This window comes from Streptomyces violaceus (genome assembly GCF_036014075.1).
GTDB classification, from domain to species: domain Bacteria; phylum Actinomycetota; class Actinomycetes; order Streptomycetales; family Streptomycetaceae; genus Streptomyces; species Streptomyces violaceus.
In genome coordinates, this window is the sequence record NZ_CP107911.1 from 1,595,656 (window position 1) to 1,610,980 (window position 15,325).

At 71.6% G+C, this 15,325-nt stretch carries 12 protein-coding genes; 3 read left to right on the forward strand and 9 right to left on the reverse strand.

Annotated features, from left to right (window positions below; translation table 11 throughout):
• Positions 1-24: 24 nt before the first annotated feature.
• The 8 genes from OG542_RS07180 to OG542_RS40680 all read right to left on the reverse strand — a co-directional run bounded on the left by OG542_RS07180 (position 25) and on the right by OG542_RS40680 (position 9,867).
• The gene (locus tag OG542_RS07180; protein ID WP_328409203.1) at positions 25-1,551 is read right to left on the reverse strand and encodes an NCS1 family nucleobase:cation symporter-1; all 1,527 of its coding nucleotides are present in this window, start codon (positions 1,549-1,551) and stop codon (positions 25-27) included.
• A 143-nt stretch (positions 1,552-1,694) separates the two neighbouring features.
• The gene (locus OG542_RS07185; protein ID WP_328409205.1) at positions 1,695-2,714 is read right to left on the reverse strand and encodes a TIGR03842 family LLM class F420-dependent oxidoreductase; all 1,020 of its coding nucleotides are present in this window, start codon (positions 2,712-2,714) and stop codon (positions 1,695-1,697) included.
• An 11-nt stretch (positions 2,715-2,725) separates the two neighbouring features.
• Entirely contained in the window at positions 2,726-4,129 is a 1,404-nt protein-coding gene (hydA, locus tag OG542_RS07190) for a dihydropyrimidinase (RefSeq protein WP_328409207.1), read from the reverse strand.
• 121 nt (positions 4,130-4,250) lie between these two features.
• The gene (locus tag OG542_RS07195) at positions 4,251-5,093 is read right to left on the reverse strand and encodes a nitrilase-related carbon-nitrogen hydrolase (RefSeq protein ID WP_328409209.1); all 843 of its coding nucleotides are present in this window, start codon (positions 5,091-5,093) and stop codon (positions 4,251-4,253) included.
• Between the two features lie 155 nt (positions 5,094-5,248).
• Positions 5,249-6,847 (reverse strand): PucR family transcriptional regulator, encoded by a 1,599-nt coding sequence (locus OG542_RS07200; protein WP_328409211.1) that lies wholly within the window; start codon positions 6,845-6,847, stop codon positions 5,249-5,251.
• 28 nt (positions 6,848-6,875) lie between these two features.
• The gene (locus OG542_RS07205; protein ID WP_328409213.1) at positions 6,876-8,162 is read right to left on the reverse strand and encodes an aspartate aminotransferase family protein; all 1,287 of its coding nucleotides are present in this window, start codon (positions 8,160-8,162) and stop codon (positions 6,876-6,878) included.
• Positions 8,159-9,001 (reverse strand): nitrilase-related carbon-nitrogen hydrolase, encoded by an 843-nt coding sequence (locus OG542_RS07210; RefSeq protein ID WP_261684067.1) that lies wholly within the window; start codon positions 8,999-9,001, stop codon positions 8,159-8,161. The genes OG542_RS07205 and OG542_RS07210 overlap by 4 nt, the downstream gene beginning before the upstream one ends.
• 170 nt (positions 9,002-9,171) lie before the next feature.
• On the reverse strand, positions 9,172-9,867 hold the full coding sequence (locus OG542_RS40680; protein ID WP_408057729.1) for a hypothetical protein: 696 nt from the start codon (positions 9,865-9,867) through the stop codon (positions 9,172-9,174).
• A 138-nt stretch (positions 9,868-10,005) separates the two neighbouring features.
• Between OG542_RS40680 and OG542_RS40685 the strand changes: the two genes are divergently transcribed.
• Positions 10,006-10,647, forward strand: coding sequence for a hypothetical protein (locus OG542_RS40685; RefSeq protein ID WP_408057730.1), 642 nt, complete (start codon positions 10,006-10,008; stop codon positions 10,645-10,647).
• An 877-nt stretch (positions 10,648-11,524) separates the two neighbouring features.
• On the opposite strand, the gene OG542_RS07220 is transcribed toward OG542_RS40685, so the two are convergent.
• The gene (locus OG542_RS07220) at positions 11,525-11,776 is read right to left on the reverse strand and encodes a helix-turn-helix domain-containing protein (protein WP_189726286.1); all 252 of its coding nucleotides are present in this window, start codon (positions 11,774-11,776) and stop codon (positions 11,525-11,527) included.
• A 32-nt stretch (positions 11,777-11,808) separates the two neighbouring features.
• On the opposite strand from OG542_RS07220, the gene map reads away from it, so the two are divergent.
• Together map and OG542_RS07230 are read left to right on the forward strand one after the other, a co-directional pair.
• Positions 11,809-12,576, forward strand: a complete 768-nt coding sequence (gene map, locus OG542_RS07225) for a type I methionyl aminopeptidase (RefSeq protein ID WP_328409217.1) — start codon at positions 11,809-11,811, stop codon at positions 12,574-12,576.
• A gap of 197 nt (positions 12,577-12,773) precedes the next feature.
• On the forward strand, positions 12,774-15,293 hold the full coding sequence (locus OG542_RS07230; RefSeq protein ID WP_328409218.1) for an ATP-dependent Clp protease ATP-binding subunit: 2,520 nt from the start codon (positions 12,774-12,776) through the stop codon (positions 15,291-15,293).
• The last annotated feature ends 32 nt before the right edge of the window (positions 15,294-15,325 follow it).

The window sequence follows — 15,325 nt, forward strand, 5'->3', positions numbered from 1 at the left end:
CGCCCTCCAGCGCATCCACCCGCGTCAGACGACGGTCCGGTTCCTGCCTCTCGCCGCCATCAGCAGCAGGTACAGCAGCATCGACGTGCCCAGGCCCACCGCCCAGCCGTAGTCGGCGAGGTCGGCGAGCGCCGGGATCGGGCGGCCGTCGATCAGCGGCTTGAAGCTCGCGCCGCCGACGGCGAGGATGCCGCCGGCCGCGAAGGCGACGACGGCCCGCCAGTTCCAGCCGCCCTCGTACCAGTAGCGGCCGCCCGTGCGGTACAGGTCGGCCAGGTCCAGCCGGGCGCGGCGCAGGATCCAGTAGTCGGCGATGAGGATGCCCGCGACGGTGCCGAGCAGCCCGCCGACCAGGCCGAGCCAGGTGAAGATGTAGCCCTGCGGGTCCGAGTACAGCTTCCACGGGAAGATCAGCACACCGAGGACGCAGGTGGCGAGGGCGCCGGCCCGGAAGCTGATCCTGCGGGGCGCGATGTTGGAGAAGTCGAAGGCCGGTGAGACCAGGTTGGCCGCGACGTTGACCGACAGTGTCGCCACCAGGACCGTGACCAGCGCGAAGAGCAGGCCCACCGTGCTGTCCGTCTTGGCCGCGAGCTGTACCGGGTCCCAGATCGCCTCGCCGTAGACGGCCTGCGAACCCGAGGTGACCATCACGGACAGGAAGGCGAAGAGCGTCATGGTCGTCGGCAGACCGAGCGCCTGGCCCCGGGTCTGCGCCTTCTGGCTCTTGCCGTAGCGGGTGAAGTCGGGGATGTTCAGCGACAGCGTGGACCAGAAGCCGATCATGCCCATCAGGGCGGGCGCGAACAGCTTCCAGAAGTCGGGGCCCCAGCCGAGCTTCGACGGCTGGTCGAACAGCGGTCCGAAGCCGCCCGCCTTGTCGCTCATCCACCACAGCATCACGAACGCGCCGACGAGCACGAAGGGCGCCGCCCAGTTCTCGAAGCGGCGGATCGTCTCCATGCCCCGGTAGATGATGACGACCTGCAGCGCCCAGAAGATCGCGAACGACAGCCACATGGTCCAGGCGTAACCGCCGACCTTCGCGGCGTCCGTCCAGCCGCTCCCGATGAGCTTGCCGGCCAGGAAGTAGATGGCCTCGCCGCCGATCCAGGTCTGGATGCCGAACCAGCCGCACGCGACCAACGCCCGCACCACGGCGGGCAGGTTGGCCCCGCGGATGCCGAAGGAGGCACGGGCGAAGACCGGGAAGGGTATGCCGTACTTCGGTCCGGCGTGCCCGGTGAGCAGCATCGGTATCAGCACGATGACATTGGCCAGGGCGATGGTGAGCACCGCCTGCTTCCAGTCCATGCCGACGGCTATGAGCCCGGAGGCCAGGGTCCAGGAGGCCGTGTTGTGGGCCATGCCGACCCACAGCGCGGAGAAGTTGTACGTGGTCCAGGTGCGCTTCTCGACGGGAACCGGCAGCAGGTCCTCGTTGGCGTAGGGACCGGTCGGTGCGGGGGCGCCCGGGGCGATCTCCACCCGGCCGTCGGCGAGGGTGATTTGGGAGGTCGGCGGTGTGGCCGTGGGAGCGGTATCGGTCATGTGCCAGGCCAATCAGGGGAGGTGGGACGGGAAAGGCCATGCGGGTGACGCCGATGGGGGGGTGCGCTCGGGAGCGTCCTGGGCCCCCTTCCCGGGCCGCCGGGAAGGGGGAGTTCGAGGGGAGGTGGTGCCGGGCGGGTACGTCAGCCGACGACAGCCGGGATGACCCGCGTCCCGTACGCGTCGATCACGGCCTCCTGCGCGTCGTGCATGTCGTAGACGGCGAACTGGTCCACGCCGAGCTCGCGCAGCGCGTTGAGCTTCTCGATGTGCCGCTCGACCGGGCCGATCAGGCAGAACCGGTCGACGATCTCGTCGGGCACGAACTGGGTGTCGGGGTTCCCGCTGCGCCCGTGGTGGGAGTAGTCGTAGCCCTCGCGGGCCTTGATGTAGTCGGTGAGTTCGTCGGGCACCTGGGCGGAGTGCTCGCCGTACTTGGAGACCAGGTCGGCGACGTGGTTGCCGACCATGCCGCCGAACCACCGGCACTGCTCACGCGCGTGGGCGAGCGCCTCGGGTGAGTCATCCTCGGTGACATAGGCCGGGGCGGCCACGCAGATGGTCACCTCGGCGGGGTCCCGGCCGGCGGCGACGGCCGCGTCCTTCACGGCCTTGACCATGGACTCGGTCAGATACAGGTCGGCCAGCTGGAGGATGAACCCGTCCGCCTCCTCCCCGGCCATCTTCAGGGCCTTGGGGCCGTACGCGGCCATCCACACGGGCAGTTCGGCGCCCTCACCGATCCACGGGAACCGGACGGAGGTGCCGCCGAGGTCGGCCTCCCGGCCGCTGCCGAGCTCCCGGATGACCTTCATGGCCTCGCTGATCCGGGCCAGGGTGTTGGGCTTGCGACCGGCGACGCGCATCGCGGAGTCGCCGCGGCCGATGCCGCAGACCGTGCGGTTGCCGTACATGTCGTTGAGGGTGGCGAAGGTGGAGGCGGTGACCTCCCAGGTACGGGTGCCCGGGTTGGTCACCATCGGCCCGACCTTCAGTCTGGTCGTGTTGGCCAGGATCTGGCTGTAGATCACGAACGGTTCCTGCCACAGCACGGCGGAGTCGAAGGTCCAGCCGTACGAGAAGCCGTTCCGTTCCGCGCGTTTCATCAGGCTGATCACCCGCGAGGCCGGCGGGTCGGTCTGCAGGACGAGTCCGAAGTCCATCCGCACCACTCCTAGTTGAGGTACTGACAGGTGGAACGCGGGGTGAAGACGCCGTGCCCGGCGTGTCCGGTGTACTCCCGCTCGGTGATGACGAGTTCGCCGCGCGAGAGGACCGTCTCGACCCGGCCGGTGGTGCGTTTGCCCTCGTACGCCGAGTAGTCGACGTTCATGTGGTGCGTCTCGGCCGACATGACCTGCTCGGCGTGCGGGTCGTAGATCACGACGTCGGCGTCGGCGCCCGGCGCGATGGTGCCCTTCTTCGGGTACAGGCCGAACATCCGGGCCGGTGAGGCGCAGGCGATCTCGATCCAGCGGCGGCGGGAGATGTGCCCGTCGAGGACCGCCTGGTGGAGCAGGTCCATACGGTTCTCGACGCCCGGGAGGCCGTTGGGGATCTTGGAGAAGTCGCCGCGGCCGAGTTCCTTCTGCCCCACGAAGCAGAAGGGGCAGTGGTCGGTGGAGACGACCTGGAGGTCGTTCGTGCGCAGGCCCCGCCACAGCGCGGCCTGGTGCTCCCGGGGCCTGAGCGGTGTGCTGCACACGTACTTGGCGCCCTCGAAGTCCGGCTCGGCGAGGTTGTCGGTGGACAGGAACAGGTACTGCGGGCACGTCTCGCCGAAGACGTTCAGCCCCTCGTCGCGGGCCCGGGCCAGCTCGGCGACCGCTTCCGTCGCCGAGACGTGCACGACGTACAGGGGCGCACCGGCCACCTGCGCGAGCTTGATGGCACGGTGGGTGGCCTCGGCCTCCAGCAGGGCCTTGCGCACCTCGCCGTGGTAGCGCGGGTCGGTCTCGCCGCGGGCCAGCGCCTGTTCGACCAGCACGTCGATCGCGATGCCGTTCTCGGCGTGCATCATGATCAGGCCGCCGTTGTCGGCGGAGCGCTGCATGGCGCGCAGGATCTGGCCGTCGTCGCTGTAGAAGACGCCCGGGTAGGCCATGAACTGCTTGAAGGAGGTGACGCCCTCCTCCACCAGGTGGTCCATCTCCTTGAGCGTGTGTTCGTTGACGTCGGAGACGATCATGTGGAAGCCGTAGTCGATGGCGCAGTTGCCGTCGGCCTTGGCGTGCCAGGCGTCCAGGCCCTCGCGCAGGCTGTGCCCGACGCTCTGCACGGCGAAGTCGATGATCGTCGTCGTGCCGCCCCAGGCGGCGGCGCGGGTGCCGGTCTCGAAGGTGTCGGAGGCGAAGGTGCCGCCGAAGGGCAGCTCCATGTGGGTGTGGGCGTCGACGCCGCCGGGGATGACGTACCTTCCGGTGGCGTCGATCGTGCGGTCCGCTGTGAAGGTTTCGGCGGCGGGTGTCCCCGCGGCCGCGAGGGCGGCGATGCGGCCGTCCTCGATCAGGACGTCGGCGTGCAGTTCGTCTGAGGCGGTGATGACCAGGCCACCGCGGATGACTGTGCGGCTGCTCATGTCGTGGTCGCTCCTCGCTGTGGGTTGGTGCGGGTTGTGTGTGGCTGGTCGCGCCCACGCGGCGGTAGCCGCAAATCCGATACAGCCCCGCGCCCCTGAGGGCACGTCCCCCACGGACGTCTCAAGGTGCTGTCAGTGGCCCGTACGCCCCCGGCGCCCGGTCCCTGTAGAACTGCCAGCGGTCGCGGACCTCTCGGAGTTTGGCCATGTCGAGGTCGCGGACGACCAGTTCGGGCTCCTTGTCGCTCGCCACCTCGCCGACGAACTGGGCCTCCGGGTCCACGAAGTACGACGTCCCGTAGAAGTCGTTGTCGCCGTACTCCTCGACGCCCACCCGGTTGATCGCGCCGATGAAGTACTCGTTGGCGACGGCCGCCGCCGGCTGTTCCAGCTGCCACAGGTAGGCCGACAGGCCGCGCGAGGTGGCCGAGGGGTTGAAGACGATCTCGGCGCCCGCGAGGCCGAGTGCGCGCCAGCCCTCCGGGAAGTGGCGGTCGTAGCAGATGTAGACGCCGACCTTGCCCACGGCGGTCTCGAAGACGGGCCAGCCGGAGTTGCCGGGGCGGAAGTAGAACTTCTCCCAGAAGCCGCGCACCTGGGGGATGTGGGTCTTGCGGTACTTGCCGAGGTAGGAGCCGTCCGCGTCGATCACGGCGGCGGTGTTGTAGAGGACGCCGGGCTGCTCCTCCTCGTACATGGGCAGCACCAGGACGATGCCCAGTTCCTTCGCGAGTGCCTGGAAGCGCCGGACGATGGGGCCCTCGGGGATCTGCTCGGCGTACTCGTAGAAGGCCGGGTCCTGGACCTGGCAGAAGTACGGTCCGTAGAACAGCTCCTGGAAACACAGGACTTGGGCACCCTGCGCGGCCGCGTCGCGGGCCGCCTGCTCGTGGACCTGGATCATCGACTCCTTGTCGCCCGTCCAGGCGGTCTGGAAGACGGCGGCACGGATCACTCTGCTCATCGGGACCTCCGGTCGCTCGGTGTGCCGTGAGCCTAGGAAGTCGCGAAAGAGTCTTTGAGTTGCACCGTGTCACGTCTGAGGGCGTGCGGCGTGCCACCGTGTCACCCTGCCGTGGGTCCATGTTTCACCGCCGTTTTCCCAGGTGGTCACGTGTTTCACTGCTGTTGCGCGTCGTGCGCGAGGAGTGCGATGTGTACCGAGGCGGCCTGCTCGAAGTCGTCGAGGTCCACCCCGAGGCGGACCTGTATGGCCTCCAGGCGGCGGTAGAGGGCCGGCCGGGAGACGTGGTGGAGCTGGGCCGTGCGGGACTTGTTGCGGCCGGTGGCGAGGTAGGTGCGCAGGACGGACAGCAGGTCCTCGTCGGTCTCGCACAGCAGCCCGTCCAGCTCCCGCTCCGCGAAGGACTGCACCTGCGGATCGTCGCGCAGGAGACGGATCAGACCGCGCAGGTGGACGTCCTTCAGGCGGACGACCGGTGGGATGTCGAGGGCCGCCGCGGAGTCGGCGACCGCGTCCGCCACGTGCTGGGCCTCGCGCAGTCCCGCGGGTACGTCGTCCCAGGCGACCCGGGGGTCGGCCGCGGCGACGATCGTGCGGGCCGCTCCGGACTCGGTCCGCAGCCGGGTCGCGAAGTGCGCGGCGAGGGCACCGGCGTCCTGGTCGCGGGCGAGGCTGAGGAGTACGGCGGTGGCGCCGACGGCCAGTTCGGCGACCAGCCCGGGCAGGCCCAGCAGCCGCAGCAGCCGGTCGAGCCGGCCGATGTCGCCGTCGCGGACGACCAGCGGCACGAAGGTCCGCCGGTTGACCGGCAGGCCGGCCGCACGCGCCCTGGGCAGCAGCTGCCGGGCCGGTACGACGCCGCTGACCAGGTCGGTCAGCAGGCTCTGCGCGGACTGCTCCTCCCAGGAACACGCGGCGGTTCCGCCGAGCATGCGGTGCAGGACGAGGGCCTCGGCGGCGCGGTCGGCCAGCAGCCGCCCGGTGGCGGTGTCGCCGCGGTAGCCGCACAGCACGATGCGGCCCCAGCGCTCCCCGCGTCCGCCCAGTTCGGCACGGATCCAGCCGTCGCCCTCGGTGCCTCCCCCAGTGCCTGAACGGCCTGGGTGGTGCCCCCATGCCTGGCGGGCGATGCGTTCCCAGTCGCGCAGGACGTCGTCCACCGCCGGCCGCTCCCCCGCCGTGCCGAGGACGCGATGCGCGAGGTTGGTGACGACGACCGGGCAGGCGCTGTGCCGGGCGACCTCGTCGAGCAGGCGTTGCAGCGGGGCTCCCGCGGTGATGAGGGCGGTGAGTTCGGTGCGGACCGCCTCCGAGAGGCTGACGGCGGCGAACTTGCGCCGCACGAGCCGTGACTGGACCTCCTCGGTCAGCTCGGCGAAGGGGAAGGGCCGGTGCAGGACGACCATCGGCAGCCCGCACCGCTCGGCCGCCCGGCGCATCACGTCCGGGGCGGCCGGGAAGGCGCGGCCGAGTCCGAGGACGACGGCTGCGGCCTCCGCGCGGTGCAGCGAACGGACGTACTCCGCCTGCTTGTCCTCGTCACCGGCGAGCAGCACGCCGGTGGTGAGGACCATCTCGCCGCCGCTGAGCATCACTCCGACGTCGGCGGCCTCGGCGACGTGCACCCAGCGCACCTGCCGGTCCAGGTGGTTCGCACCGGCCACCACCTCGGGCTCCCCGGCGAGCACCCGCTCCAGGGTGAGGACCTGCCGGACCGACAGAGCGGGTTCCCAGGTGTCCAGGGTGGTGGCCATGGCGGACTTCCCTTGCCTCAGTGCACTGCTACTGGATGCTCCTCAGAGCGTTCTCGAGGATCTCGGCGCCTTCCTCGGCCTCCGCGACGTTGAGGGACAGCGGCGGGGCGACGCGCAGGCAGCTGGTGTTGTGGCCGCCGCCCTTGCCGAGCAGCAACCCGCCCTCGCGAGCCGCCTCCAGGACGGCGGTGGCGGCCTGATGGTCGGCCTCGTCGGTCCCGGGCTTGGTCACCTCGATGCCGATCATCAGCCCGCGCCCGCGCACCTCCCGTACGGCCGGCACCTGCGCGGCGGCGGATCGCAGCCGCTCGATGAGCAGCCCGCCGACGCGCCGCGAGTTGCCCTGGAGGTCGTGTTCCACCAGGTAGTTGAGGTTGGCGAGGCCCGCCGCCATGGTGATCTGGGTGCCGCCGAACGTGGAGATGCTGTTGGAGTCCAGGCAGTTCATGATCTCGGAGCGGGCGACGACACCGCCGATGGACATGCCGTTGCCGATGCCCTTGGCGAAGGTCATGAGGTCCGGCGGCCCGTTGCGCCCGTGCGCCTGCCAGCCCCAGAAGTGTTCGCCGGTGCGGCCCCAGCCGGTCTGCACCTCGTCGGCGATCCACAGGATGCCGTGCTCGTCGAGCACCTCACGGAACGCCGCGTACAGACCGTCCGGCGGTGCGGTGAAGCCGCCGACGCCCTGGATGGGTTCGGCGATCAGCGCGGCAGGCGCGCGCGTGTGGCCGAGCAGGTCCCGCAGGTCCTCGACGCAGGCGGCGATGAAGTCCGCGTCGCTCAGGGCGGCGTAGGGGCCGCGGGTGCGCACGCCGCCGTGGACGTACAGCGTCTGCAGCGGGGACAGCGAGGTCGGGGACCAGCCCCGGTTGCCGGTGATGCCGACCGAGCTGAAGGAGCGGCCGTGGTAGCTGTTGCGCATCGCCAGGACCGTGTTGCTGCGCCGGTACGTCGTGGCCAGCAGCAGGGCGGTGTCGTTGGCCTCGGTGCCCGAAGTGGTGAAGAAGACCCGCGCGTCCGGGATGCCGCTCAACTGGGCGATGCGCTCGGCGAGTTCGACCATCGGCCGGTTGAGGTACAGGGTCGAGGAGTGGATGATCCGCCCGGCCTGCTCGCTCACCGCCTTGGCGATCTCGGGCAGCGCGTGGGCGGTCATCGTGGTGAGGATGCCGCCGAAGAAGTCGAGGTACCGGTTGCCGTGGGCGTCCCAGACGTGGCGGCCCTCGCCGTGGGTGATCTCGATGGGGTCCTCGTAGTAGAGGGCGAGCCAGTCGGGGAGCACGCTGCGGTGGCGGCCCAGGAGGTCGTCGGTCACGGCTGCACCAGCCCTTCGTAGGCGTCGGGGCGGCGGTCGCGGTAGAAGGCCCACTGCTGCCGCACCTCCTCGACGAGGCCGAGGTCCAGGTCACGGATGACGAGTTCCTCCTTGCTGTCGCTGGCGACATCGCCGACGAACTGTCCGCGCGGGTCGACGAAGTACGACGTCCCGTAGAAGTCGTTGTCCCCGTACTCCTCCTGGCCGACGCGGTTGATCGCGGCGACGAAGTACTCGTTGGCGACGGCCGCGGCGGGCTGCTCCAGCCGCCACAGGTGGGACGACAGGCCCCGGTGGGTGGCGGAGGGGTTGTAGACCAGCTCGGCGCCCTTCAGGCCGAGTTCGCGCCAGCCCTCCGGGAAGTGGCGGTCGTAGCAGATGTAGACGCCGACCTTGCCGACGGCGGTGTCGAAGACGGGCCAGCCGAGGTTGCCGGGTTTGAAGTAGTACTTCTCCCAGAAGCCCTTGACCTGCGGGATGTGGTGCTTGCGGTACTTGCCGAGGTAGCTGCCGTCGGAGTCGATCACGGCCGCGGTGTTGTAGTAGAAGCCGGACTGCTCGACCTCGAACACCGGCACGACGATCACCATGCCGGTCTCGCGCGCGAGCGCCTGCATACGCTGCACCGTCGGACCGTCCGGGACGGGCTCGGCCCAGCGGTAGTGCTCGGCATCCTGGACCTGACAGAAGTAGGGGCTGTTGAAGACTTCCTGGAAGCCGATGATCTTCGCGCCCCGGCGAGCCGCCTCGCGGGCGTGCTCCTCGTGTTTCGCCACCATGGACTCGGTGTCGCCGGTCCAGGTGGCCTGGACCAGAGCGGCACGTACGACGTTGGCCATGAGCTGCTCCTTCGACGCGACGTCTGCGTCTCTACGCCCGTAGAAGCGGGCCGTAGAGCCACGAACGTAAGCCTCCGGCCCGGGCTTGCCAAGACCATCGTCGCCAACCCGCGGGGCAGAGCGCGATTCGCACTCCTGTGGGTGAGTCGCCCGCGGCACGGCAGCGCCGGTCAGGCGGGGAATCCGGCGACCCGGAGCGCGTGCACGAGATCCCAGCGGCGCTCGTCCGACACGCCCTGGGCGGCCTCCAGCAGGAGCGGTACGAGGCGCCCCGGATCGGGCTCGGCGCTGCGGGCGGCCTCCTCAGGGGTGCGGGCTCTCACGTACGCGTCGAGCAGCGCGCGCACCTCGCGGTGACGCCCCTCGGCGACCAGGGAGAGGACGGCCTCGCCGACCTCGGTCGGAGGCCGGGCGACACCCTGCCGCAGGATCTGCTGCCCGTCCCCCACGCGCCCGGCAGCGCCCAGCGCGTCCGCCGCGGCGACCAGCCGCCCCGCGGGCAGCGAGGCGGCCTCCCACAGCAGGGTCTGCCAGTCCGCGCCCAGCCCGGCCCGCTCCAGCTCGCCCGCGAGCAGCGGGAACCGGGCGGGGGCCGAGGAGGTGAGCTCGACCAGCAGCGCGTGGGCCTCCCCGCTGCGCCCCTCGGCACGCAGCCGCGCCAGCGCCTCGACGGTCCGCGCGACCTCCGTCCGGTCCGTCGCGCCGCCTGCCTCGCCCCGCGGCTCCACGTGCTGGACCGCGGCTTCCTCGGCGGCCCCGGCGAAACGGGCGCCGCGCCGGGTGCGGCCGGTGACAGGGGCGGGGTCGGGGAGCGTCGGCACGGCCGCCGGCGGCACGGCGACGGGCGCGGCCTCCTCCTCGTCCATCCCGGCGAAGCGGGCACTGCCCCGACGGCGTTTGCGCTGCTTGGGTGTGGGCTGTCGGGGTGCCGGGGGCTCGGGGGCCGGAAACGGGGTGGGGGTGCCGCCGGCCTCCGGGGGAACGGCCCGGCCCGCCGGATGCTCGTGGGCGTCGCGCTCCGGATCCGGGCCGGCGGCCGCATGCCGGGTGTCGTGCCGGCCGGCGCCACCGACGGTGCCGGACGCGGGCCGCTGCTGGGCAGGGTGCCACGGCTCGGCGGGCGTCCCGGGGGCGGAGGGGCCGCCAGGGGCACGCTGAGCCCGGGGAGACGCCCCGGCCGCAGGCCTTCCGTCGCCGTACGCACGGACACCGCCGTCGACCGCATCGCCACCGTGGGCGCGGACACCGCCCTCGGCCGCACCGTCACCGAACGCGCCGGCACCATCATCGGCCGCACCGTCGCCAATCACGCCGACACCACCATCGGCCACACCGCCGCCACCAAACACGCCGACACCACCCGCGGCCCCGCCGCCACCAAATACGCCGGCACCACCCGCGGCCCCGCCGCGACCAAGCACGCCGGCACCACCCTCGGCCGCACCTCGGCCGGACGCGCGGGATCCGTCCGCGGGCGCACCTCGGCCGGACGCACGGAATCCGTCCGCGACCGCACCCGCCCCGAACGCGGGTGCGCCCGCCGCCCTCGCGCCGCCGAACACATCAGCCGGCCCGCTCGGGCCGGCGCCGCCGTGCGGAGCACCCGTCGGCGCCCCACCGCCGGACACCGCCGCGGCAGCCCCTGACGCCTCCCCACCACGCAGACCTCCGGCAACCCCTGGTGCCTCCTGACCACGCACACCCGCGGCACGCCCCGAAGCGGCCCCATCACGCACACCCTCGGGTCGCCCCGAAGCCGCTCCACCACGCCCAGCCCCGGCCCCTGCCCCGCTGCCGAACTCCCCCGGCGCGTCCACCGGCTCCCCCTCGCTCCTCGCACCAGAGACACCCCCCGGTCCGGCCGCGACACCCCGCCCCTCGAAAAACGCGGCTGCGCCGTGGTCGCGGCGGTCCAGGTGGGCCATCCGCCCGCGCAGCTCCGCGCAGCGCGCCCTCGCGCGTTCGTGGTCGTCGTGGGCCCAGGCGAGGTCGATGCGGAGGGCGTCGGCCTGCTCTCGGGTGGCGGCGGAAGCCAGGAGGCGGCTCAGGTCGGCCTGGCGCTCGGCGGCGTACCTCTGCTCACGGAGCATGACGTCCAGCCGGTCCCCGAGGGCGTCGCGACCGCCCGGCCGGGCATCGTAGGCGGTGAGCGCGGCGGCATGCAGGGACCAGGCGCGTTCCGTCTCCGGGCTTGCGCCCCCGGGGCCGTATTGCCCGGCGAGGTCCTGCAGCAGCGCCTCCACCACGTCCCAGGGCGGCATCTCATGCCCGTCGAGGCAGGCCCGCATGCCCTCCGGGTCGCGCTGCCAGAACACCGCGCACCAGCCTTCGGACGAGTCAAGGCGCGCCAGCAGACCGTCCAGGTATTGTGCGAACTCCCGGACCCTGCCCGGGAGTTGATCCGCTGCCATCGCTCAACTCCCGCCTGACCGGAGCGCTCCGCCCCGTAGGCAACACCAGTCGTGTTACAGGAGTGCTACGGGGAGTTTTCGCGCGCGACGCGGGAGCCTCAGCGCCAGGTCGTCAGACCGGTGCAGGCACGCACCGCTCCGCCACCTCGTCCATGGACAGTCCGAGCACGCCGGCCAGCGCGGCCACCGTGAAGAAGGCTGGGGTGGGGGCCCGCCCGGTCTCGATCTTCCGGAGGGTCTCGGCGGAGATGCCCGCGTTCGCGGCGATCTCCGTCATGCTCCGGTCGCCACGCGCCTCACGCAGCAACCGGCCCAGCCGCTCGCCGCGTTCGCGCTCTTCGGGGGTGAGAGGGGTGCGTACCATGCCCCCATTCTAATACCGGTATAGTAATTGGCATGGTGGAACTCAAGACCGACACAGCTATCGACGCCATGTACGAAGCGGGCCAGGTCGTCGGCCGCGCCCTGACGGCCGCACACAAGGCAGCCGACGTGGGCGTCTCCCTGCTGGAACTGAACGAGGTGGCGCACGACGTGCTGCGCGAGGCGGGGGCGGCCTCGCCCTTCCTGGGGTACCGGCCCTCCTTCGCGCCGACCCCCTTCCCCGCCGTCCTCTGCGCCTCGGTCAACGACGCGATCGTGCACGGCGTCCCGGGCCCCTACCGCCTGCGCGACGGCGACCTCGTGTCCCTGGACTTCGGCGCCGAACTGGGCGGCTGGGTCGGCGACTCGGCCCTCAGCTTCGTCGTCGGCACCCCCCGCAAGGCCGATCTGCGCCTGGTCGAGACCGCCGAGCGGGCCCTCGCGGCGGGCATCGAGGCAGCCGTCGTGGGCAACCGCATCGGCGACATCGCCCACGCGATCGGCACGGTGTGCCGCGGCGCCGGTTACGGCATCCCGGACGGCTTCGGCGGCCACGGCATCGGCCGCCGTATGCACGAGGATCCCGGGGTACCGAACGAGGGCCGGCCCGGACGGGGCATGCGTCTGCGGCACGGCATGGTGCTGGCGATCGAGCCCATGGTCATCGGGGGCGGTACGGACGACTACCACGCGGCTCCCGACGGCTGGACCCTGAAGACGAACGACGGCTCCCGCGCGGCCCACGCGGAGCACACGGTGGCGATCACGGATTCCGGGCCGAGGATCCTGACGGCGCGCTGAACCACCCCGGCCACCCCGGCCACCCCGAGCCCTCCGGAAATGTCCCGAAGGTGCCCGCTGCCGACGATCGTGCGAAGGTGTTCTACGAGCGCGCCCCAGGTGTAACCGGCTGCCACCCGGGTTACCCGACCCCGGCACGTCGACCAGCGAGGGCGTCCCCCCGCGCGGGCGCCGGGGACGCCGGGAACGGAAGGCCCATGAGCAGCGGCTTCACCAGCCCGGAGGGCTACGGCTCGGACCCCTTCGGAGAATTCCTCGCACGCTTCTTCGGCGGACCGCGTCCGGGTCCCCGGCAGATCGACCTCGGGCGGCTGCTCAGCCAGCCGGCCCGGGAGCTCGTCCGCGGCGCCGCCCAGTACGCCGCCGAGCACGGCAGCCGGGACCTCGACACGGAGCATCTGCTGCGGGCGGCGCTCGCCACCGAGCCCACCCGGACCCTGCTCAGCAAGGCCGGGGCCAATCCCGACTCGCTGGCGTCGGAGATCGACGACCGGTCGGGCCCGGCCCAGCACGGCCCTCAGGACGCACCGCCGCCGACCGCGCTGTCCCTCACCCCGGCAGCCAAACGGGCCCTGTTGGACGCGCACGACATGGCCCGGGCCCGCGGCTACGGCTACATCGGCCCGGAGCATGTGCTCAGCGCCCTGGCATCGAACCCCGACTCGGCCGCCGGACACATCCTGAACGCGGCCCGCTTCGCGCCTTCCACCCCGCCCGAGGCGCCGGAGGTCCCCCAGGCCGAGCGGCCGCGCCCGACGAACACGCCGACCCTGGACAAGTACGGCCGCGACCTCACCGAACTGGCCCGGCAGGGGCGTATCGACCCGGTGATCGGCCGGGACCAGGAGATCGAGCAGACCGTCGAGGTCCTCTCCCGCCGCGGCAAGAACAACCCGGTGCTGATCGGTGACGCGGGCGTCGGCAAGACCGCCATCGTGGAGGGGCTGGCGCAGCGCATCTCCGAGGGGGACGTGCCCGACATACTGAGCGGGCGCCGCGTGGTCGCCCTGGACCTGACGGGCGTGGTCGCGGGCACCCGCTACCGGGGTGACTTCGAGGAGCGGATGAACAACATCGTCAGTGAGATCCGCGCCCACTCCGAGCAGTTGATCATCTTCATCGACGAGCTGCACACGGTCGTGGGCGCCGGTTCCGGTGGCGGCGACGGCAGTTCGATGGACGCCGGCAACATCCTCAAGCCGGCCCTCGCCCGCGGCGAGCTGCACATCGTGGGCGCCACCACCCTGGAGGAGTACCGCCGGATCGAGAAGGACGCGGCGCTGGCCCGCCGCTTCCAGCCGATCATGGTCCCGGAGCCGACCCCCGCGGACGCGATCGAGATCCTGCGCGGCCTGCGGGACCGCTACGAGGCCCACCACCAGGTCCGCTACACCGACGAGGCGCTGGTGGCGGCCGTGGAGCTGTCCGACCGCTATCTCACCGACCGCCGCCTGCCGGACAAGGCCATCGACCTGATCGACCAGGCCGGTGCCCGGGTTCGGCTGCGGGCCCGGACCAAGGGCACGGACGTACGGGCCCTGGAGCGGGAGCTCGAGCAGCTGACCCTGGACAAGGACCAGGCGGTCGCGGACGAGCAGTACGAGCAGGCCACCCAGTTGCGCGACCGGATCCTGGATGTGAAGCAGCGGATCGCCCAGGCCGGCGGCGACAGCGAGATCGACGAGGGCCAGGACCTCGTCGTCGAGGCCGAGTCTATCGCCGAGGTGGTGTCCCGCCAGACCGGCATCCCGGTCAGCAGCCTCACCCAGGAGGAGAAGGACCGGCTGCTGGGCCTGGCAGAGCATCTGCACCAGCGGGTGGTCGGCCAGGACGAGGCCGTACGGGTCGTCTCCGACGCGGTGCTGCGCTCCCGAGCGGGCCTGGCCAGCCCGGACCGGCCGATCGGCAGCTTCCTCTTCCTCGGCCCGACCGGGGTCGGCAAGACCGAACTGGCCCGGGCGCTCGCCGAGGCGTTGTTCGGCAGTGAGGACCGCATGGTCCGCCTCGACATGAGCGAGTACCAGGAGCGGCACACCGTCAGCCGCCTGATCGGCGCCCCGCCCGGCTACGTCGGCCACGAGGAGGCCGGCCAGCTCACCGAGGTCGTCCGCCGCCACCCGTACTCGCTCCTGCTGCTGGACGAGGTCGAGAAGGCGCACCCGGACGTCTTCAACATCCTGCTGCAGGTCCTCGACGACGGCCGGCTGACCGACTCCCAGGGCCGCACGGTGGACTTCACCAACACCGTCATCGTGATGACCAGCAACCTCGGCTCCGAGGCGATCACCCGCCGCGGCGCCACGCTGGGCTTCGCGTCAGGCGGCGCCGACGCGGACGAGGAGGCCAGGCGCGAGCAGATCCTGCGCCCGCTGCGCGAGCACTTCCGCCCCGAGTTCCTCAACCGCATCGACGAGATCGTCGTCTTCCGCCAGCTCACCACGGAACAGCTGCGCAGGATCACCAATCTCCTGCTGGACCGCACCCGTTCCCTCGTGCACGACAAGGGCATCACGGTGACCTTCACCGACCGGGCGGTGGAATGGCTGGCCGACCACGGCTACCAGCCGGAGTACGGCGCCCGCCCACTGCGCCGCACGATCCAGCGCGAGGTGGACAACGAACTGTCCCGACTTCTGCTGGACGGCAGGGTGGAGGAAAACGGACAGGTGACGGTGGACGTGGAGGACGGTCATCTCGCGTTCCAGACAGCGCCCTGAGGGGCGCGGGGAACTGCACGACCAGCCCCCAC

Coding starts and splice junctions, on each gene's coding strand:
- OG542_RS07220 (WP_189726286.1), bottom strand. CDS start 11,776: ATGGTACGCACCCCTCTCACCCCCGAAGAGCGCGAACGCGGCGAGCGG.
- hydA (WP_328409207.1), bottom strand. CDS start 4,129: ATGAGCAGCCGCACAGTCATCCGCGGTGGCCTGGTCATCACCGCCTCA.
- OG542_RS40680 (WP_408057729.1), bottom strand. CDS start 9,867: ATGGACGAGGAGGAGGCCGCGCCCGTCGCCGTGCCGCCGGCGGCCGTG.
- OG542_RS07195 (WP_328409209.1), bottom strand. CDS start 5,093: ATGAGCAGAGTGATCCGTGCCGCCGTCTTCCAGACCGCCTGGACGGGC.
- OG542_RS07185 (WP_328409205.1), bottom strand. CDS start 2,714: ATGGACTTCGGACTCGTCCTGCAGACCGACCCGCCGGCCTCGCGGGTG.
- OG542_RS07180 (WP_328409203.1), bottom strand. CDS start 1,551: ATGACCGATACCGCTCCCACGGCCACACCGCCGACCTCCCAAATCACC.
- map (WP_328409217.1), top strand. CDS start 11,809: ATGGTGGAACTCAAGACCGACACAGCTATCGACGCCATGTACGAAGCG.
- OG542_RS07200 (WP_328409211.1), bottom strand. CDS start 6,847: ATGGCCACCACCCTGGACACCTGGGAACCCGCTCTGTCGGTCCGGCAG.
- OG542_RS07210 (WP_261684067.1), bottom strand. CDS start 9,001: ATGGCCAACGTCGTACGTGCCGCTCTGGTCCAGGCCACCTGGACCGGC.
- OG542_RS07230 (WP_328409218.1), top strand. CDS start 12,774: ATGAGCAGCGGCTTCACCAGCCCGGAGGGCTACGGCTCGGACCCCTTC.